Below are 20,822 nucleotides of genomic sequence, written 5' to 3'. Positions count from 1 at the left end.
TGTTGGAAGGACGCAAGACACTATTCCTTTGTAGGAGTAGTGTAGATTTTGCAACCACAAATACAAAATCCACGATTAAACTTCTTTTACAGAAGTGAGAAACTTCATTTTGTTTCCCTCTGTCTTTACGAGCCGTACATACGAGGATTCCTGGTGAGTCAGCATGACAGTTTTATAGCCTCCCGCTTACTTCACTAACCACTTCGCAGGTCCGTTTTTCAGCGTCTTTACCGAGCTTCATACACAAAAGTAGTTAACCGATTATGCATGTCGGAGTCTCAGAGCACCGTTACCAACATTTAACGATGAGTTGGAATTTCACCCACCTATTCGAGTGTAAAGTTCAAAGATAGATATCTTTGCCTAGTTTTATTGCATATTACTATGCAGATTGTCTAGGAACAACGCGCACCATGATCTAAAAGTTCAATCCCAATAATGACCCCAGCCTCTTGTAAGCGAAGCGTCACTTCTATATCCTCTGGACTCGGCGCTGCACTTCCAGAAGGGTGATTGTGTGCGCAAATAATAGAAGCAGCCGAACGCTTAATTGCTTCTCGATAAAGCTCTCTAGGATGCACAATGGAGGCATTAAGTGAGCCGATAAAAATGGTTTGCTTGTGGATAATTTGATTTTTCGTATTGAGGAAAAGCGCCACGAAATGTTCCTGTGTTAAAGGCTCCATTTCAGGCATTAAAAAAGTAGCGGCATCTTCGGGTGAGCGGATGGTGTAGCGGGAATCTATTTCCTTTTGTGCGAGACGCCTTCCTAGCTCAATGGCAGCTAATAATTGTACAGCTTTCGCTTCGCCGATACCTTTAATGGATGTTATTTCTTCAAATGTGGCATGCTTTAATGCGTGGAGTTTTTCAAAATCCACCAGTACTCGGTTGGCGAGTGCGAGCACTGAGGATTCTTTTGTGCCTGTCCGTAATAGAATGGCCAGTAATTCTTGATTCGATAAGCTTTCTGCCCCTTGACGTATGAGGCGTTCTCTAGGGCGATCTGCTTCATGGACATCGCGAATTTTCAATTCTGGGAGCATTGACATACGATGGCTTCACAACCTTTCCGTTAAAATGTTAGGAGGCGCAGATGAATGAGCTGTTCAAATAACGAGGCTAACGGAAACCCTACGACATTGTTATAGTCACCTTCGATTCGTTCAACAAAAAGAGCACCATGTGTTTGGATACCGTAGCCTCCTGCTTTATCAAATGGATCACCAGAATCAACATACGCTTCAATTAGCTCAAAGGATAGCTGCTTAAATTTCACAACTGTTTCTTCTACAAAAACCGTTTCCTCACCATCTGGTTGAATAATGACCACTGCCGTCAATACGCGATGGGCATTGCCAGATAACGCCTGTAAATGGGTAATCGCTTCTGCACGATTTTTAGGCTTATGTAGTAAACGGTCTTGAAAGACAACAATTGTATCAGCGCCAATTACCGTTTTCTTCCCACATTGTGCAGCGACATCTCGTGTTTTCAAACGGGCAACCTCCTGCACATACTGTTCGACAGATTGCGCTTGTACACTTGTTTCTTCTACGTTACTTGTTATGACCTCAAACGCTATACCTAGCTGCGCTAATAGCTCCTTGCGTCTTGGTGATGCTGACGCCAGTACAAATTCTGTTTGTGCAATAATATTCATTCAAATCTCCTCCTACTAGCTCTATCATAGCGGAGAAAGTCATTTTTGAACAATTTTATCAAATGTCCAAATTTAAATTTTGCCCGAAAAACAGCTACTCAAAACTCAATTTTCAAACAGTCATTTTCCCCATAATAATGGACTAAAAGATGTAAGCGCATGACGTTGATATCATTGGAAAGGCTTGATACAGCTGTAAGTATCTTTCCCCAATCAGCGGGCACTTCCCCTTCTTTTGGCGTTTGTTCAAAATAATTTTTTAGATACTTTTCATCCATTAAAATTTCAGGTAATTTTTGTAGCGTTGGCTCTGTACATCCAGCAACAACCGACAATTGCTTAAAAAAAGCAGATGGCGTTAACGATTCTGGTTGCTTATTTGTCGCAAGTGCTGACCAAACGAAAAATTGTTGATTTACTTCAATAATCGCTGCTTTATTCAAAAGGGGATTTTCTGCAATAAATTGCTGTGCCCCTTCCTTACTTGAAAAAAGCCCATGCTGACTCGCATAAAAAGAAGCATTCTCTTCTTCAATGACCTCTTGTTGGACTGGTAGAACTTCCTCCTTCACTTCCTCCTTACCTACAAAATTTAACACGACGACAAATAGCGCAACACCAACTAATCCTGAGGCAACTCCTAGTAACGCGGCTCGAATCCATTCATTTTTTCGCATGCTTTTCACCACCTTATAAGTACCGTAGCAAATTTGCTATGAAAAAAGGCAAGACTTATGTCAGTCTCGCCAAAAAAGTTTTCGCTATTTTTCTACAAAGCTCGTAGCTCGCTTAATAAATATAAGGAGCCTGTGACAATTTTCGTCTTGCAATCGTGCTTTAAATAATTTGCAGCTTGTGGCAATGTCATGATTGTGCCAGCCTGCATTTCAAGCATTTGCGTTGCCTTCATTGCACGTGGATTGTCAAAATCGACAAAAATAAATTTGCTAGCGACAGTTGCTAGTAGCTGTATCGCCTGTGCGACATCTTTATCTGCTAGCATTCCTAACACAATTTCCACTTGTTCATTCGGAAATTGCTGCTGAATTGTTTGGACAAGTGCCGCAATGCTCGCTGGGTTATGTGCACCGTCGAAATAAACATGTGGCAATACTTGCTCAAAGCGCCCAGCTACTTGTGCGGCATAGACAGCACGTTCAATGGCAGCTATATCAACTGCTATGGAAAGGGTGGCGGCAGCCTCTAAAAAGGAGGTAATCGCAACTGCCATATTCTCCCCTTGATGCGTGCCCAAAAGCCTTCTTTGCAAGTTACGAATTTCAAGCTGACGTGCTTTATGATGATATGTTGTCCCATCAATTTCAAATGCTTCACCAAGCGCAAAAAATGGCGCATTTTGATGTTGAGCCTCAGCTTTGACAACTTCATATGCCTCTTTAGGCAAACGCCCAATCACAACAGGTCTTTCCTGTTTAATAATGCCTGCCTTATGTGCCGCAATCTGTGCTAATGTTGTGCCTAAAAAATTGGTATGTTCTAGGGCAATGCTTGGAATAACGGAAACGATAGGCATCACGATATTTGTACTATCCTCACGCCCTCCCATACCTGCCTCCAGCAATACTAAGTCCACCTGCTCATTGTGAAAATGCTGCAATGCTGCACATGTTAGTAGCTCAAAATCTGTTAATAAATTTTGTAGCCCTGCTGTCACCATCTGTTTGAAACCTGCATCCATTTGTGCTTGCGTAATAGGTTGTCCATTCATTTGAATTTGGTCATGTACATCGACAATACACGGTGACATAAATTTACCCACCGTTAAGCCATGCTCTCTAGCCATTTGCTCAACGAATGTCAATGTCGAGCCCTTGCCGTTCGTGCCTGCGAAATGAATGACCTGCAATGATTGCTGTGGCTGCCCAAGCTGTTGCAATGCCTGTAACATGCGTTGCAAGCCTGGCTTAATCACATCGTCACTTGGCAATTGCCAACGTTTTTTATATTCATCCAATTTCGGTATCATTGCACACCTCGCTGTGTTAAAAATGTACGTACCTCACCAATAAAGTAGAGGGAGCCCGTGATAATGAGCAACTCGTCCTCTGCCAATTGTTGCTCCGCTAAAAATTTTGCCCAATCCTCTACAATATGTGAATTGGGACTTTGTGCTGCCAAAGCCTGGGCTGACATCGCACGCGGCATCTGAATTGTTGTGAAATACAGTGCAGTCGCGACTTGCTCCATTATTTGAATGCTCACAGCATGATCTTTATCCTGCAATGCCGCATAGAGAAAATGGTATTTTTTATTTGGCTCTACTTGCTGCAATGTTTGAATTAAGGCAGCCGTTCCTTCTGAATTATGTGCACCATCTAAAATAAGATTTGTGCCAAAGCGCTCAAAGCGACCTTGCCACTTGGCACGATGTAACGCCACACGCACTGCTTCCTCTCTAAGCTCCCTTAACACTAGCTTGCTCGCTGTAATCGCTAAGGCTGCGTTATTTTGCTGATGTATCCCTTCCATCGCTGGTTGAATATTAGAAATGCTACAATCCCCTTTATAATGAAATGCCCCATTTGCCAAGCGCTCAACCTGAAACGATTCATGCAATAAATAGCTTGGTGCCTCCTGCTGCTGTGCGATTTGGCGAATAGTCTCTCTCGCCTCTGGATGCTCCACACCAACAACGACAGGCTTACCTTTTTTAATAATGCCTGCCTTTTCAGCCGCAATTAGTGCATGTGTATCACCTAATAAATCCGTATGCTCCAACGAAATTGTTGTAATGACACTCACTTCAGGTATCACAACATTTGTCGCATCAAGCCTTCCACCAATACCTGTCTCAAGCAATGCAATATCGACCTCTTCCTCTGCAAAATGCTGAAGTGCAATACATGTCACGACTTCAAAAAAGCTTGGAAATTGCCCGTTTAACTGCTCCTCGACAGCCTGTGCTACCGCATTGGCATAGCGTAAAAACTGCTCGTCTGAAATTTCTTGCTGATTAATCGTAATGCGCTCATTTGCTCGCTCTAAATGTGGTGAAATAAAAGCGCCTACAGTCCAGTCATGCGCCATTAAAATTTCTCTCGTCGCATTTAATGTTGAGCCTTTGCCATTAGAGCCTGCAAAATGAATAAATTTCGTTTTACGCTCTGGATGTCCAAGCGCTGCCAATATTTTGCTCATTGCCTCCAACGGCGCGCCTTTATAGCTGCTTGCCTTTAATTGAAAAATAAAATCTGTACATTGCTGCATCGTTTGAAACATTGCCTACACTCCATTTGTTTTGGATTTATTCCATGCTTTTCGAGATTTATTCCACGTTTCCAGAAAAAGGGCGACTAATGCTTATCAGTCGCCCTTCATTTTTACATATTTTTTAGTTCTGCTAAACGCTTTTCAACCGTTGCGTGTTTTTCTTCGTAATCTGCTAATTTTTCACGCTCTGCCTGTACTAATGCTTCTGGTGCTTTCGACACGAATTTTTCGTTTGATAGCTTGCCAGTCACAAGCTTCACTTCTTTTGCCCATTTTTCTAGCTCTTTCTCTAAGCGTGCGATTTCTTCCTCTACGTTGATTAAACCAGCTAACGGTAAAAATACTTCTGCGCCTGTTACAACTGCCGACATCGTTTGTCCTGGTACTTCCACATTTTCACCGATGATTAAAGGCTCTGGGTTACAGAATTTTTCGATGTACGCTTTGTTTGTCTCAAGCACTGCTGCTGTCGCTGCATCTTTTGCCGATACGTAAAGCCCTACTTTTTTGCTCATTGGTGTATTTACCTCAGCACGGATGTTACGCACTGAACGTATAATATCCATAAGCAGCTTCATGCTTTGCTCATCTTGCTCGAAGCTAAATGCTTGGTTGACAGTTGGCCATGCTGCTACTGTAATGGATTCACCTTCATGTGGTAGGTGCTGCCAAATTTCTTCTGTAATAAACGGCATGAATGGGTGCAATAAACGCATCGTTTGATCTAATACATGCGCTAGCACCGAACGAGTTGTCTTTTTCGCTGCTTCATCTTCACCATATAGTGGCAGCTTCGCCATTTCAATATACCAAGAACAGAAATCGTCCCAAATGAAGTTATACAATTCGCGTCCAACTTCGCCGAACTCATATTTATCTGATAATGCTGTTACACGTTCGATCGTATTGTTTAAGCGAGATAAAATCCATTTATCTGCAACTGATAAATTGCCTGTTAAATCGATTTCATCATATGTTAAGCCGTCCATATTCATCAAGGCAAAGCGAGAGGCGTTCCAAATTTTATTGGCAAAATTCCAAGTTGCCTCTACTTTTTCTGTTGAATAACGTAAATCTTGCCCTGGCGATGAGCCTGTCGCTAAGAAATAACGCAATGAATCAGCACCGTATTGATCGATAACATCCATTGGATCAACACCATTACCTAGCGATTTGGACATTTTGCGTCCTTCTGCATCGCGCACTAAACCATGAATTAATACATCTTTAAATGGGCGTTCACCTGTAAATTCAAGTCCTTGGAAAATCATGCGAGAAACCCAGAAGAAAATGATATCATAGCCGGTTACTAATGTGCTTGTTGGGTAATAGCGTTTAAATTCTTCATTTTCAGCGTCTGGCCAGCCCATTGTTGAAAATGGCCATAAAGCAGATGAGAACCAAGTGTCTAAAACGTCTTCATCCTGTGTCCAATTTTCGCTATCTGCTGGAGCTTCTTTGCCAACGTAAATTTCGCCTGTCTCATTATGGTACCATGCTGGAATTTGGTGACCCCACCATAATTGACGAGAAATACACCAGTCACGAATATTTTCCATCCAGCGTGCGTACGTATTTTCAAAGCGTGCTGGTACGAAGTTGACTTTGCCTGCTTCATCCTTTTGCAATTCAAGCGATGCATCGGCAAGCGGCTGCATTTTTACAAACCATTGTGCTGATAAATATGGCTCTACAACAGCGCCTGAACGCTCAGAGTGACCCACAGAATGCATATGCTCTTCAATTTTGAATAGTACGCCTGCTTCCTGTAAATCCGCTACGATTTGCTTGCGACATTCGAAACGATCCATGTCTTTATACTTGCCAGCTAGCTCATTCATTGTGCCGTCTTCATTCATTACTAAAATGCGCTCTAAATTATGGCGATTACCTACTTCAAAATCATTTGGGTCATGCGCTGGTGTCATTTTTACAACACCTGTTCCAAAATCTTTATCTACGTAGTCATCTGCTACGATTGGAATTTCACGTCCTACGATTGGTAAAATAACCGTTTTACCGATTAAATGCTGATAGCGTTCATCATCTGGATGCACCGCTACACCTGAGTCTCCTAGCATCGTTTCAGGGCGCGTTGTTGCAACTTCCACATATCCTGAGCCATCTGCTAACGGGTATTTCATATGATAAAATGCACCTTGTACATCTTGATAAATTACTTCAATATCTGATAACGCTGTTTTCGCCGCTGGGTCCCAGTTAATAATGCGCTCACCGCGATAAATTAAGCCTTTTTCATATAACTGAACGAATACTTCCTTTACAGCATCAGATAGACCTTCATCTAATGTGAAGCGCTCACGTGAATAGTCTAATGCTAAGCCTAGCTTCGCCCATTGATCGCGAATATGACCTGCATACTCCTCTTTCCATTCCCATGTTTTTTCAAGGAATTTCTCGCGTCCTAGGTCATAGCGTGTCACACCTTGCTCACGTAGCTTTTGCTCTACCTTTGCTTGTGTCGCAATTCCTGCATGATCCATTCCTGGTAGCCAAAGAGCATCATAGCCTTGCATGCGCTTCATGCGAATCAAAATATCTTGCAACGTCGTATCCCATGCGTGCCCTAAATGCAATTTACCTGTTACGTTTGGTGGTGGAATTACAATTGAATAAGGCTCTTTATCGCTAGCTGGCTGTGCTTCAAAAAATTTCCCTTTAAGCCACCACTCATAGCGTCCTGCTTCAATGGCATTTGGCTCATACTTTGTTGACATCGTTAGCTGTTCTGTCATGTTGTCTTCCTCCTAAGATTAAAAATAAAAAAACACTCCTCTCGCCTATAAAAAGGACGAAGGAGTGCATATAATTTGTTCGCGGTACCACCTTTATTCCAATCCTCAAAAAGGATTGGCTCTCAATTCAGATAACGGTGTTTAACCGGCTTTTGCTACTTATCGTTCACAAAAACTGCTCCTAGGCTACATTCAAATGTTCGTATTGTAGGAGCTTTTCAGCTACCGCTCCCTCTCTAACCAAACGAGGACATTTTACTCTTCCTACTCATTGCATCAACTATTTAACTTGAACATATTGTATATAATTTAACGTTGAATTTCAAGTGGAAGGATGGTTTTTTATGCGTCGAAAAAATTATAATCCTTATTTGCTACCACCATGGCTACGCAAAACACGCTTTTATTGTCGCACGATTATTTTGCCTATTGTCATCTTTCAAGGCGTGCGTGTGTTTATTGTCCCCACAACAGGCGATTTAATTTTGCTAGCAATTTTAGGATTACTTGCTTATTTATTATTAACTGATTGGATTTAAGAAAAGTTGCTAGGAAAATAATCACCCCATTTTCCTAGCAACTTTATAAGTATTTTACTCTATTCTAGTTGAGCGAACATTTAACACACTGTATGTTTCTGTTAAATCAGCTAAAAAATCATCCTGTAATGACGTTTCAGCTACAACTTGCTCCTGATGTACCGATACAAGATGGCTAGTAGATTCTTTATGGTGGACTACCTCTGCTGCTTCATGAGAGACAGGGATTGCTACTTCCTCTGGTTGTACAGCAACCTCTTCCTGAATCTTTGCTGTGAGAGGCTCTTCAACTTGTAATATCACTTCTTCTTGAACTACTGCGACAGGAGGCTCCTCGATTTGCTGAACAACCTCTGCAATTGGCTCAGCAACAGCTACCGTTGCCTTATCTTCCGCAAAATCACATGTCACTTGCCAAACAAGCTGACAGCTCGCCCCATCATGAACCGCTTTTAGATTTTGCACCTTTAAATCGATTGGCCCTGTAACTTTATGTGCGGGCAAATCCACTTCTAATGGCAACGCATACTCAAAATAACCCGTCGATTGCTCAATATCAATATGTTCAATATATGTGCCATGTACTTGCTGGATGGACTCAGCAGGATTAAAGGCAACAGAAGCCGCCACATGATAAATGCCTGTCAGCCGAATCGATTGCCCATCCTCGCTTTGTTCCCATTGCGGTGTTACACGTGCCATCACAACATCCTCTAATGCCCCAAGCCCAACTGGAAATGTAAATTGCTCTGCCATATCCCAAGTAATTGTTTTCATCGCTCTCCCTCCCTATCGACTACTATATGTTTTGCAGGAGAGAAAAATTCCCTTTACCAATAACGTATATAATGTTTTACTGTCTCCTCCACCTTCATACCCACTTTCTCATATAACGCTTGTGCTGTAACATTTGTGATAGCTGTTTCTAGTGTTACATAGCGAGCATTCTGTTCCTCGGCAAATCGGAAAGCCGCTTGCATTAATTGTTCCGTAACCCCCTTTCTGCGATACTTTTCCACAACAAATAAATCATTCAAAATATATGCTCGCTTCAGCGCAACAGATGAAAATATCGGAAATAATTGGACAAATCCCGCATAATCATTTTGTACTTTTGCTGCTAAAATAATGGATTCGTTATTTCTTGAATGCACTTATAGTGAAGAGGAATTAATCGCACTTGCCCTTGAAGAACACGTCAAAGTTTATCCTTGTAGTCACTTATATATCGGCACGGCGCCTACTAATCCAAAAATATTAATAGGCTTTGCCAACCTAACCTTTCAACAAATTGAACAAGGAATATTGCGCTTGAAGAAGGCTTGGGTTTTTTAGCAAAGGAAGAAGCATACATGGATGATCCATTTTAACAGCATAAATCAATTACGCATTAGCATAATTACAGCAAGATTTTTTAAGTTTACATAGGAAACCTCTTCAAAATCTATAACACCTGTTGGAGAGGTTGGTCACTCCCTTTGATTGAAATAACTTTTCTCATATTTATTTCCCAATTCATAAAAATTGGCTGCATCAAAAATTAAAAACCACTTCCTATGTAAGTTCATAAGAAGTGGTTTGGCATTTAAAAATTTACTACTTCACAACAAAAGCATATTTTCGCTTTAGATTATCTTGCTAATCTCGCAAATACTTTATGGAAAGCATCCACCGTTTTAGCAATATGCTCCTCTGTATGTGCTGTTGAAATAAACATGCCTTCAAATTGTGATGGTGGTAGGAAAATGCCTTCCTCTGCCATCAATTTGAAGTATTCTGCAAATAACTGTAAATCAGATGTTTTCGCTGTTTCGAAATTGATCACTTCCTCGTTTGTAAAGAAGAAGCCAATCATGGAGCCTGCACGATTTACTGTATGTGGAATATTATACTTCGTTGCTGCTACGCGGAAGCCTTCTTCTAATTGATCACCTAGCTTACGGAAATAGTCGTATGACTCTTTATTTAAGCGCACTAACGTTTCATAGCCTGCTGTCATCGCAAGTGGATTTCCTGATAATGTACCCGCTTGGTAAATCGGACCTGCTGGAGCGATTTGTTCCATAATTTCACGCTTCCCACCGAAAGCACCTACTGGTAAACCACCACCGATTACTTTACCTAAGCAAGTTAAATCAGGTGTGATACCGTAATAGCTTTGCGCACAGCCATAATCTACGCGGAAGCCTGTCATAACTTCATCAAAAATTAATAATGTGCCATGTGCTGTTGTTAGCTCGCGCAAGCCTTCTAAGAAGCCTGGTTGGGGAGGTACAACGCCCATATTACCTGCAACAGGCTCTAAAATAACAGCCGCTAACTCGTTGCCAAATTTTTCGAATACTAATTTCGCTGATTCTAAATCATTGTACGCCACTGTTAATGTATTCTTGGCAACATCTGCTGGTACACCCGGGCTATCTGGTAAGCCAAGTGTTGCGACACCAGAGCCTGCCTTAATTAATAATGAATCACCATGCCCATGATAAGAGCCTTCGAATTTTAAAATTTTGTCACGTCCTGTGTAGCCACGTGCTAAGCGTAATGCTGACATTGTTGCTTCCGTACCTGATGACACGAAACGAATCATTTCAATCGATGGTAAACGCTCCATCACTAGCTTTGCCAATTTATTTTCAGATAAAGTTGGTGCACCAAATGAAGCCCCTTTTGCTGCCTGTTCACTAATCGCCGCGACAACTTCAGGATGCGTATGGCCTAAAATTAATGGTCCCCATGATAATACATAGTCGATATATTCGTTACCATCAATGTCACGGATGATTGCACCTTGACCAGATTCCATAAAAATCGAACTCATATTGACTGATTTAAATGCGCGAACAGGGCTGTTGACGCCACCTGGCATTAAATCAATGGCTTCGCTAAATGCTTGCTTTGACTTTTCATATGAACGCATATTATTTCTCCTCCAACCAACGTGCGGCATCTTTTGCATGGTATGTAATAATTAAATCTGCGCCTGCGCGCTTCATACCAAGAAGTGTTTCCATTACAACTGCTTTTTCATCAATCCAGCCATTGATAGCAGCTGCTTTCACCATCGCATATTCACCTGACACATTGTAAGCAACAACAGGTAAAGCAAAGTTATTTTTCACATCACGAATAATATCCATGTATGCAAGAGCTGGCTTGACGATTAAGAAATCTGCCCCTTCCTCCACGTCAGATGCTGCTTCACGCATCGCCTCTAGACGATTAGATGGGTCCATTTGATAGGTTTTACGATCGCCGAACTTTGGCGCACCGTCTGCTGCCTCACGGAACGGGCCATAATAGCCAGAAGCATATTTCACCGCATATGACATAATCGGAATATGAGCAAAGCCTGCTTCATCTAATCCTGCGCGAATCGCCGCTACGAAGCCATCCATCATATTCGATGGCGCAATAATATCAGCCCCAGCCTTCGCCTGTGAAATCGCTGTTTGTGCTAGTAAATTTAATGATGGGTCATTTAAAATTTGCTCGCCTTCTACAACGCCACAGTGTCCATGGTCTGTATATTCACAAAGGCACGTATCTGCCACAACAAGAAGCTCTGGATGATGCTCCTTTGCATAACGTGTTGCCTTTTGAATAATACCATGATCGTGATATGCACCAGAGCCGATAGCATCCTTTTCAGCAGGTAAGCCGAATAAAATAACGGCTGGAATACCTAGCGCTACGATTTCATCTAGCTCAGCACCTAAATTGTCTAAAGAAAGCTGGAAAACACCTGGCATTGATGCCACTTCATTTTTAATATTTTCCCCTTCCGCAACAAAGATCGGATAAATGAAATCTTCCTTATGCAAATACGTTTCTTTTACCATTGCACGCATCCCTGTGCTTTGGCGTAAACGGCGGTGTCTTTGGAAATGTAATTGTGTCACTTTGTAATTCCTCCTATTAATTGCTCTATCACTGCTTGCATTGTGTATGTTTGTGGCTGTACAGTAACAGTTGCACCGTACTTTTGTAAAGCGGCTGTTGTAATATGGCCGATGGAAGCAACGGTTATGTCCTGCCAGCCAATTGTTGGGACAATATGTTCAGCATATACTTGCACCGCTGAAGGACTCGCAAAAACGACAATCGGCTCTGCTGCTTGTAATAAGCTTTCCTTCATTGCTTGTACATGCGCTGTCGTAGGCACTGTTTCATAAATCGTCCATTCATCACAGCATAAAGCATCTTTTATCGTAGTTTTTGCTAAGCTGCCTCGTAAAAAAAGGCAAGTCGCCTCTCCCATTACTTGTGGGAACTCCTTCACAAACACATCTGCACTATAAACGCTTGGGACAAAATCCACAGTGTAGCCATACTGCTCTAGCGCTTCCTTTGTTTTTGCCCCTACAGCTGCAATGCGATTTGATACATGCTTGACCTTTTGCATAAAGCTTGTTACCGCATTTTGGCTTGTGAAAATGAGCCAGTCATACGCGGGTAGACGCTGTAGCCATTCAGCATCTTCTTCACTTTCACACGTTTGTACTGCAATGAGAGGAAAGGCTTGCACCTCTCCTCCATACTGTGCAACAAGCTGCGCAATCGTCTGTACCTTCTGTGTGCCTGTTACATAAATCGTTTTCCCTGTAAGCGGGGCATTACTATGCATCTTGCTCAGCCTTCACACGTTGAATCAGCTCAAATGCTCCTTGCTTCGTTAGTAACGCTGCTACTTCTTTGCCGATTTCTGCCGCATCTGTTCCTGTTATCGTTTCCTTGTATGTAACAGAAGCATCAGGTGCAGCGACTAAGCCTGTTAATGTAATGTTGTCACCATCAACCTTGGCATAGCCTGCAATCGGTACTTGACAGCCTCCGTCCATTTCAGCAAGGAATGTACGCTCAGCATGTGCTGCTTGCCAAGTTGCCTCGTCTGTTAACTTTGAAAGAGCCTCCAGTAGCTCCACATCGTCTGCGCGACATTCAATCCCTAATGAACCTTGCGCAACTGCTGGTAAACAAATATCAATATCTAAATACTCTGTCACTACATCATCGCTCCAGCCAAGGCGCTTTAAGCCCGCTGCTGCTAAAATAATCGCATCATATTCCTCTGTTTCAAGCTTCGCTAAACGCGTATCAACATTGCCACGAATCCATTTAATTTCAAGATCTGGTCGCACTTGTAAAAGCTGTGCACTGCGACGCAATGAGCTTGTGCCAACAACAGCACCCTTTGGTAAATCGGCAAATTTCACATGCCCTTTTGAAATGAATGCATCACGTGCATCTTCACGTGGCGGAATACAACCAATCACTAAGCCTTCTGGCAACACAGCAGGCATATCCTTCATCGAATGCACTGCAAAGTCAATTTCTTTGTCGTACAATGCTTGCTCGATTTCCTTAACGAATAAGCCTTTACCGCCCACTTTAGACAGCTGTACATCTAAAATACGGTCACCTTTTGTTACGATTTCCTTTACTTCAAATTCGAAAGGTGCACCTGAAGCACGCAATTCATTAATAAACCAATTTGTTTGTGTTAATGCAAGCTTACTTTTACGTGAACCAACAATAATTTTTCTCACTAAAAATCTACCTCTTTCACTTAATACCATAAATGGAATGTTGATAGTTTACTGCCTAAGAAGAAGTTAATAACAATGAGCAAAAAGACAAAGATTTGTGCCCATGCATATGTTGTACTAACCATTTTCTTGCTGCGGTGTAATAATAAAATAACCAAATAAATAATGGCAATACAAAATGACCCTAAAATTTTCGCATCAATAATGGAAAACTTGTCAATTGATAAAAACGCCCATTCTAATCCTAACACTAAGCTAACGAATAGCAAAGGGATACCTACAAGCATCGAATAGCTCATCCAGCTCGTCGTTTGCTGTAAATTCGGCAAGCGTGACCATAACGGGTTGAATTTTTTTTGCTTTAAAATGCGATACAGCACTAAATAGAGCACCGAAAAAACGAACGATAACGTAAACGCTGCATATGAGGCAATTGCAAAGCTAATATGAATAATTAATACCTCTGAAATGAGCGAAGTTCGTACAGGCTCAACCACATCGTTTGGTGCTAATAAATGAATGGTAACGAAGACAAAACCTAGCATATTCATAAAAAATACAGGCATATCTACGCGCACAACACAATGCAAAATAATAGACAACGATGTGAGCAACCACGCATAAAAATAAACGCCTTCAAATAAAGACAATACAGGGAATCGTTTCATCTCTAAAATAAACCAGATAAAGTAAATTGTTTGCAGTATCCAGACAATCGACACGAACCAAAATGCGATACGTCGTGCTTGAATACGCCGATAAAAATAATCAATAAAGTAGAAGACGAGTCCAATTGCATAAAGTATCACAATTGATTCATAAATCCTCGTCATTATCATTTCAGACATGCGTATCCCTTCTTTTATCATCAAAGTTTCAAAGAGGCTCCTGTTGAAAAGCACCCTTTTAGTCAGCATTTAATAGCATCATAACATGTTTCGAAAATAGACGAAAGGCTGTCGCAAAAGGCAAGTGTCAACCTGCTTTCACGACAGCCTCCCTATCTTTTATTTTAGCATACAGATACGAAATTTTTGTCATTTTCCATCACGCTAATGGTGATGTTAAGATTCGAATGCCAGCTTTGGCTGAACCTGTGCTTTGCTTTCATATGGTGTTACCATTTCATGCTGCACATCATCTTCAATACCAAAGATTGCTTGGAATAATTGCAATTGCTCATTCGCTTTTGAAGAATTCGCCATTTCCTTTGCTTGCAAAATTGGCTCTTTCAATAGCTGGTTAATAATTGATTTTGTATGCTTGCTTAAAATTTTGCGCTCACGCTCTGTTAAATCAGGCATTTTATTCTCAATGCTTAGCATCGTTTCCTCTTGAATGCGACTCGCTTTTTTACGTAATGCCGAAATGACAGGTACTACACCTAATGTCGCTAACCATGCTTTAAACTCTGTGACTTCATAACCAATCATATGCGTAATTTCAGCAGCCGCCTTCTCACGCTCTGCCAAATTCGCTTCCACAATGCCTTGCAAATCATCGATATCATATAAGAAGACATTTGGTAAATCCGCAATGCGAGGATCTAAATCACGCGGCACAGCAATATCAACCATAAATAATGGCTGCCCTTTGCGCATACGTGCCACATATTGCATTAGCTCATAATCAATAACATAATTTGTTGAGCCTGTCGAGCTAATTAAAATATCTGCTTCCAACAACATGCATTGCAATTCTTGCATCGATTTAGCCTGACCTTCAAACTTCACTGCTAAATCTTGTGCTTTTTCAAATGTACGGTTAATAACCGTTACTTTTCCTACACCATTGCCATATAAATTTTGAATCGCTAACTCGCCCATTTTCCCTGCGCCTAAAATCGCCACATGGGTTTTCTTTAATGAACCAAAGATTTTCTTTGCAAGCTCCACAGCCGCATACGATACAGAAACAGCGTTTTCTCCAATAGCTGTTTCATTATGTGCACGCTTCGCAAACGTTACGGCTTGCTTGAACAATTGGTTAAATATCGTACCCGTTGTCGCAAGCTCTTGCCCTTGTAAAAAGCTTTTTCTCACTTGCCCTAAAATTTGCGTTTCACCAAGAATCATCGAATCAATCCCAGCTGTTACTTTAAATAAGTGCTGAATTGCCTCTTGCTCTTCATGAATAAATAAATGTGCTTCAAATTGTTCAGTTGAAAGATGAAACCATTCTGCTAAAAAACGTTTAATATAATAACGTCCTGTATGCAATTGATCAACAACCGCGTAAATTTCTGTACGATTACATGTTGATACAATTACATTTTCTAAAATGCTCTTTTGTTGTTGTAGCGCCTCCATGGCATTCGGTATTTCGCTCTCAATAAACGATAGCTTTTCACGAATTTCTACTGGCGCTGTTTTATAATTCAAGCCTACGACCAATGTATGCATGAACCCCCACACCTCACACGTTCTAATTCATATTTTTAATTGTACCATAAATATACGCAATTTCATTACTTGTTTGTGAACATGCTATGAACACAATTACTATTTTAGAATCATTCTAATGTAAGCTTAACAAATTTTTTACGCTTTTTCAATGCTCTTAACATAAAAAGCTGCTAAAGAAGCAGTTGTTCCCCCTTCTTTAACAGCTAATTTTTCGCTTTAATGTGCGAGTAAATGCAGCTTAAAATCATGCTCAAGTTGCATAATTTTTAATGAATGAAAGTTAAATTGTTTTTCCATTTCTTCATTCTTCTCCTGCATCACCTATACTCCTTTCCTTATAGATTTATCTATTTTGGCGCCATTTCATTTTTATGTAACCGCATAGCACGTCACTTGATAGTGACTACTTCTATTATACTATCGTTATGCCCCGGTACATGATAAAATTTTTGAATCTCTTCTCACTCTAAAAGTCGTTGCTCCTTAATAATGTCAAGCACCGCTTCGCGCGATGTCGCACCTAACACTTGAAACAGCTGTGACCAATAACGCTCAATTGTACGAACAGATGTATGCAGCTTTACTGCCATTTCTTTATTTGTTAACCCTTCTTGTAGCCAAGAAAGAAGCATTTTCTCCTTAGCTGTCAATTCAATATCGTCTCGACTAAAATGAATGTAATCGAGAAAATCTGTTGGTATTAACATAAGTCCTTGCATTGCCGCGCGAATTGTTTGAATTACTTGAAAGCGCGTTGCCATTTTTGACACGACCCCATCCACCCTCTTTTCAACAATAAGTGAATAATAATTTGTCGGGTCATCCCCCGTATATAAAATGACACGTGCCTTTGTGTGCTCTTTAATTTGCTGCGCTAAAGTAATACCATCAGATTCCCCTAAATTCACATCAAGTAAATAAACATCATAGTCATTTTCAGCTAATTGATGCACGACGTTTGTCGCCTGTAATTCTGTATCGATATGAATATCGTCAGCTGATTCCATTAATCGCTTTGACCCTTCCAGCACGATTGGATGGTCATCTACAATAAGCACCTTAATCATCTTCCACAGACCCTTCTATGATAATATGAATAAATACACCTTCATTTACATTTGCCTCGATACGACAATAGCCATTAAATGCCTCTACTCGTTCTTTAATCCCTCTTATACCTAGAGAGTCCGTTTGTAGCATTTGTTCCAGCTCACAGCCCATTCCATCATCCTCATAGATTAATTCAAAGCCTTCATCTAATTCCTGTAAAGAAAGTGTTACCTTTGTTGCGTCAGAATGCTTTAAGGCATTATTCAGCAGCTCCTGTACAATGCGATAAATGACTAAAGGTAGCTGTTCATGCTGTAAATAAACACGCTCAAAGGTTGTACATAATTTGAATTTTGCTTTGTTGCTTACTTGTTGGGCTAATTGACTTAATGCTGCTGTTAAACCAAATTTGTCTAATACAGGTGGTTTCAATGTCTCACAATAGGCTCGTAAATCCTGCACATTATTATGCATTTGCTCATACAGCTCTTGTGCTGAAACGGCTGTTTCATCTTCTACTAACAAGCCTATTTCACGTGTGAGGTGTGTTAAATTTTGTAATACTGTATCATGCAGCTCTTGTGCTACATAATATTTTTCCTGCTCTACTTTTAGCCATACGAGCTTCTTTAACCAAATAGGCTCCTGCTCCGCTGTTTGCTGTAAGCTTTGCAATTCTCTCAATAGCTCTTCAATTTTTTTCAAGCTTTCAATAGCACTTCCTGCATATTTCAACAAAAGCTTTAGCCATAGAAGCTCTTCATCCTTTAAGCGGATTGTTCCTTGATGTTCAATAAGTAATAGCCTTTGCATACGTGCCTCTTGATGAATAAGCGCTACATATACATTAGATAACTTGATAATTTCTCCGGCATGCAGCTGCTGCATTTGTTCATCTGTCATAACACATTCAGCAGGTCTGCTACTTCCATCATTATTCACAATCTTGATATTTTGAATTTCTAAATGCTTAGCTGCCTCCTCCTTTAAAATGGAAAGCAACACCTCTACGCGATAAGCAATGCTCATTTGATCAATTACTTTGGATAGCTGCCGTATCGTATTCCCCTTTGGCGTAAATAATATATCTCGATATTTCGCATCTACTTTTTCTTTTATATAGAAAAATAGCAAAATGAAAATAAATAAAAAAACAACAAGTATTCCATTTGGCACATTGTCCATTAAGAAATATAGCCCTAGCCACAGCCATATCGTTAAAGCAGATGTCACGACTAAATAATAGCTTGTTCGTGTAATATAGTAATGAATATCAAATAAGCGCTCTGACACACGTAAAAACATAAAACAAAATGGAATTAAAAGAACAAATAATATACTGTATTCTGCCTCTAGAATTGGGCGTTGTCTAATTACTTCAGGCACGACAAATAACAATAAGAATGGTAAAAACGGCAAAATTACGCTTAAAATTAATAAGCGTAATTGTATCATGCGTGTTTTATAATAGCCGTGTAGTAATATCCATAATGAACAAGCGAAGAGTAAGAATGATGTTGTTAATATAATTAAAGAAGTAGTATTTCTTAAAAATGGATAGACTATTTCAACACCACCTAGTACAGCACCTATTACTGGTAATATGTATAACATTTCAATGCGCTGTATAAATGTCCACTTAATATGTAAATAACGATAATAGTTTTGCAAAAATTGCAATAATACTAATGGAGCAAGAAGAATTCCTCCATTTGTTATAATACCACCTAGAAGATTAAGTTTACTAGAAGCTGTGCTGCTTAAATAAGCTAATGCGATTGTTAAAATAAAGAGAATCAGCCATTTCATGCTGGCAATATCTTTTTGTCTTTTGTATAGATAAAAGCCTGCTCCTAAAGATAAAACAAAATAAATAATTGGTAAGATAACGTGTAAATAAAATTGCACAGGCAAATCTTTATGTAATATTTCAATCTTCCTTATTGTACCGTCCTGCTTTTGAGTCGTCAGCTCATTTGCAGCTCTTATAGAATGAATATATAGAGTTGAGGATATTTCACTAACGGGCATATTATCAACATTTAAAATAATATCTCCTGCTTCAATGCCTTGCTCTGCTGCCCATTGTGAATAATATGGAGCTTCAACAGCCCATTGCTCATTTTGCTGCTGAAGCTCTATTTTAATTAAAGGTTTATGATAAGCGACAATAGATAAATAAATAGCAATCCCTACATATAGTAGAAAAATAAAATAGTGCTTTTTCATTTTTTATTTCCAATACATCGTATCAGAATGTATCTCCTTCTCAAAAGCTTCCATAATTGCTGCTTGCTCCTGTGCTGTAACACCTACTAATGATACTTTTCCTTCATGTAATAATTTTGCAATATCCATGTTGTCGCGTAAAAATTGAATCATTTTCATCATAATTAATCCGCCTCATTTCATCATTTTTAGTAAGTATGTTTTTATATGAGAAGCTGTCATATGCTTTCGATAGATTGCAATAAAACATCAACAATATCAAAAGCTAAAATTAAAAAGCTTTATCGTTGCTGCCATATCATAAACTTATGCATCAATGCTACTAATTACTCATTAAAACTATTTTCTAAAGCGACTATTTTTTTCCTACACTGCTTTTAATAGGGCTATGCTAGCTTGATATTCTCTTGCATTGTGTTAACCTCTTCTCATTTATTATTTTAGCGAATTTTATGACAATGTATATAGATATTTTTTATTTTTTGGCAATTTGGCGGGATATTGTCGGTTACCGACAGAAAAATGTCGGTGCCTGTCGGTATAAAGTCGGTATGCTGGCGGAATATTGTCGGTTTATCAATTAAATATTCATGCTATGCTAAAAGTAGCATGGAGAATATATACCCTTCAAAACGCAGCTATTTGATAGGAAAAATAATTCTATCAAAAATCACATTACAATTGAGGTAAATATCATGATTGAAATTCGCAACCTTTGCAAGTCCTTTATTACTCCAGCAAGTCAGGCAAATATTTTACATAATATCTCGTTAACGATTGAAAAAGGAAAATGGTACACAATTATTGGTGATGCCGGTACAGGAAAAACAATATTTTTAGGTTGTGTCGCAGGACTACTAGCGCCAACTATTGGAGAGGTATTATATGATAATATACAAATTTATCAATTAAGCGATAAAGCTCGAAGTAATTATCGCCGAAAACATATTGGCTTTGTCTATCAAAACTTTAAGTTCCTACCGCATTATTCCATAATGGATAATGTGATTTTACCATTTATTCATGATGAGCCGAGAAAAACATTATATCCGAAAGCGTTAACCTTATTACAGCAAGCTGGCATTCATGCTGAATTATTTGAATGCTTTCCTGAAGATTTATCGTCAGAAGAAAAATACCGCGTAGCAATTGCTCGTGCGCTCCTTGGTAATCCGAGTGTCCTTATTATTGATGAGCCAACAGCCTATTTAGATGCAAAGGCATGTTATGAAGTATTAAATTTATTATCATTTTATCGAAATCAGGGACAAACGATTATTATGGCCACACGTGATAAAGAAGCAGCGCAACTTAGCGATTATACATACAAGCTAATTGACAAACAATTAGTGCAGGTAGATTGAATAGATATTAACTATACAAAACAAATGGCTGTCAAA

The 20,822-nt window shown here is 39.8% G+C and carries 19 protein-coding genes and 1 other annotated feature; of the genes, 2 read left to right on the top strand and 17 right to left on the bottom strand.

What is annotated here, in order from left to right:
- Nucleotides 1-395: 395 nt before the first annotated feature.
- The 6 genes from radC to R6U77_RS12980 all read right to left on the bottom strand — a co-directional run bounded on the left by radC (nucleotide 396) and on the right by R6U77_RS12980 (nucleotide 7,650).
- Nucleotides 396-1,052, bottom strand: coding sequence for a RadC family protein (radC, locus tag R6U77_RS13005; protein WP_319835956.1), 657 nt, complete (start codon nucleotides 1,050-1,052; stop codon nucleotides 396-398).
- A gap of 23 nt (nucleotides 1,053-1,075) precedes the next feature.
- A complete protein-coding gene (locus tag R6U77_RS13000; RefSeq protein WP_319835955.1) occupies nucleotides 1,076-1,663 on the bottom strand; it encodes a Maf family protein in 588 nt (195 codons plus the stop codon).
- A gap of 98 nt (nucleotides 1,664-1,761) precedes the next feature.
- A complete protein-coding gene (locus tag R6U77_RS12995; RefSeq protein ID WP_293928562.1) occupies nucleotides 1,762-2,340 on the bottom strand; it encodes a hypothetical protein in 579 nt (192 codons plus the stop codon).
- A gap of 92 nt (nucleotides 2,341-2,432) precedes the next feature.
- Nucleotides 2,433-3,650: a bifunctional folylpolyglutamate synthase/dihydrofolate synthase gene (locus R6U77_RS12990; protein WP_319835954.1), complete on the bottom strand. Its 1,218-nt coding sequence runs from the start codon at nucleotides 3,648-3,650 to the stop codon at nucleotides 2,433-2,435.
- Nucleotides 3,647-4,903: a bifunctional folylpolyglutamate synthase/dihydrofolate synthase gene (locus R6U77_RS12985; RefSeq protein WP_319835953.1), complete on the bottom strand. Its 1,257-nt coding sequence runs from the start codon at nucleotides 4,901-4,903 to the stop codon at nucleotides 3,647-3,649. The genes R6U77_RS12990 and R6U77_RS12985 overlap by 4 nt, the downstream gene beginning before the upstream one ends.
- Before the next feature lie 101 nt (nucleotides 4,904-5,004).
- On the bottom strand, nucleotides 5,005-7,650 hold the full coding sequence (locus R6U77_RS12980) for a valine--tRNA ligase (RefSeq protein ID WP_319835952.1): 2,646 nt from the start codon (nucleotides 7,648-7,650) through the stop codon (nucleotides 5,005-5,007).
- Between the two features lie 49 nt (nucleotides 7,651-7,699).
- Nucleotides 7,700-7,931: a binding site (T-box leader), on the bottom strand.
- Nucleotides 7,932-7,994: 63 nt separating this feature from the next.
- On the opposite strand from R6U77_RS12980, the gene R6U77_RS12975 reads away from it, so the two are divergent.
- Nucleotides 7,995-8,189 carry a hypothetical protein gene (locus R6U77_RS12975; RefSeq protein WP_293928570.1) on the top strand — a complete coding sequence of 65 codons (195 nt, stop codon included), beginning with the start codon at nucleotides 7,995-7,997 and terminating at the stop codon, nucleotides 8,187-8,189.
- A 54-nt stretch (nucleotides 8,190-8,243) separates the two neighbouring features.
- Here the strand turns inward: R6U77_RS12975 and R6U77_RS12970 are convergent, their stop codons facing one another.
- The 11 genes from R6U77_RS12970 to comX all read right to left on the bottom strand — a co-directional run bounded on the left by R6U77_RS12970 (nucleotide 8,244) and on the right by comX (nucleotide 19,584).
- Nucleotides 8,244-8,966, bottom strand: coding sequence for a hypothetical protein (locus tag R6U77_RS12970; RefSeq protein WP_319835951.1), 723 nt, complete (start codon nucleotides 8,964-8,966; stop codon nucleotides 8,244-8,246).
- A 53-nt stretch (nucleotides 8,967-9,019) separates the two neighbouring features.
- Nucleotides 9,020-9,343 (bottom strand): GNAT family N-acetyltransferase, encoded by a 324-nt coding sequence (locus R6U77_RS12965; protein ID WP_319835950.1) that lies wholly within the window; start codon nucleotides 9,341-9,343, stop codon nucleotides 9,020-9,022.
- Nucleotides 9,344-9,819: 476 nt separating this feature from the next.
- Nucleotides 9,820-11,109: a glutamate-1-semialdehyde 2,1-aminomutase gene (hemL, locus tag R6U77_RS12960; RefSeq protein WP_319835949.1), complete on the bottom strand. Its 1,290-nt coding sequence runs from the start codon at nucleotides 11,107-11,109 to the stop codon at nucleotides 9,820-9,822.
- A gap of 1 nt (nucleotide 11,110) precedes the next feature.
- Nucleotides 11,111-12,091 (bottom strand): porphobilinogen synthase, encoded by a 981-nt coding sequence (gene hemB / locus R6U77_RS12955; protein WP_319835948.1) that lies wholly within the window; start codon nucleotides 12,089-12,091, stop codon nucleotides 11,111-11,113.
- Nucleotides 12,088-12,816, bottom strand: coding sequence for a uroporphyrinogen-III synthase (locus tag R6U77_RS12950; RefSeq protein WP_319835947.1), 729 nt, complete (start codon nucleotides 12,814-12,816; stop codon nucleotides 12,088-12,090). Before R6U77_RS12950 ends, hemB begins: the two co-directional genes overlap by 4 nt.
- Nucleotides 12,809-13,738, bottom strand: coding sequence for a hydroxymethylbilane synthase (gene hemC, locus R6U77_RS12945; RefSeq protein WP_319835946.1), 930 nt, complete (start codon nucleotides 13,736-13,738; stop codon nucleotides 12,809-12,811). The genes R6U77_RS12950 and hemC overlap by 8 nt, the downstream gene beginning before the upstream one ends.
- 20 nt (nucleotides 13,739-13,758) lie before the next feature.
- Nucleotides 13,759-14,586: a cytochrome c biogenesis protein CcsA gene (gene ccsA / locus R6U77_RS12940; RefSeq protein WP_293928582.1), complete on the bottom strand. Its 828-nt coding sequence runs from the start codon at nucleotides 14,584-14,586 to the stop codon at nucleotides 13,759-13,761.
- 216 nt (nucleotides 14,587-14,802) lie between these two features.
- On the bottom strand, nucleotides 14,803-16,140 hold the full coding sequence (hemA, locus tag R6U77_RS12935) for a glutamyl-tRNA reductase (RefSeq protein ID WP_293928583.1): 1,338 nt from the start codon (nucleotides 16,138-16,140) through the stop codon (nucleotides 14,803-14,805).
- 464 nt (nucleotides 16,141-16,604) lie between these two features.
- Nucleotides 16,605-17,210 (bottom strand): response regulator transcription factor, encoded by a 606-nt coding sequence (locus tag R6U77_RS12930; RefSeq protein WP_293928584.1) that lies wholly within the window; start codon nucleotides 17,208-17,210, stop codon nucleotides 16,605-16,607.
- A complete protein-coding gene (locus R6U77_RS12925; RefSeq protein WP_319835945.1) occupies nucleotides 17,203-19,422 on the bottom strand; it encodes a sensor histidine kinase in 2,220 nt (739 codons plus the stop codon). The genes R6U77_RS12930 and R6U77_RS12925 overlap by 8 nt, the downstream gene beginning before the upstream one ends.
- Before the next feature lie 3 nt (nucleotides 19,423-19,425).
- The gene (gene comX / locus R6U77_RS12920; protein ID WP_319835944.1) at nucleotides 19,426-19,584 is read right to left on the bottom strand and encodes a competence pheromone ComX; all 159 of its coding nucleotides are present in this window, start codon (nucleotides 19,582-19,584) and stop codon (nucleotides 19,426-19,428) included.
- Between the two features lie 533 nt (nucleotides 19,585-20,117).
- Here comX and R6U77_RS12915 point away from each other — a divergent pair.
- Nucleotides 20,118-20,786, top strand: a complete 669-nt coding sequence (locus tag R6U77_RS12915; RefSeq protein ID WP_319835943.1) for an ABC transporter ATP-binding protein — start codon at nucleotides 20,118-20,120, stop codon at nucleotides 20,784-20,786.
- Nucleotides 20,787-20,822 lie beyond the last annotated feature (36 nt).

Source organism: Lysinibacillus louembei, assembly GCF_033880585.1.
In the GTDB taxonomy this organism is placed as follows: Bacteria; Bacillota; Bacilli; order Bacillales_A; family Planococcaceae; genus Metasolibacillus; species Metasolibacillus louembei.
The sequence above is the reverse complement of the archived record's forward strand: the minus strand, read 5'-3'. Positions and strand labels throughout refer to the sequence as shown.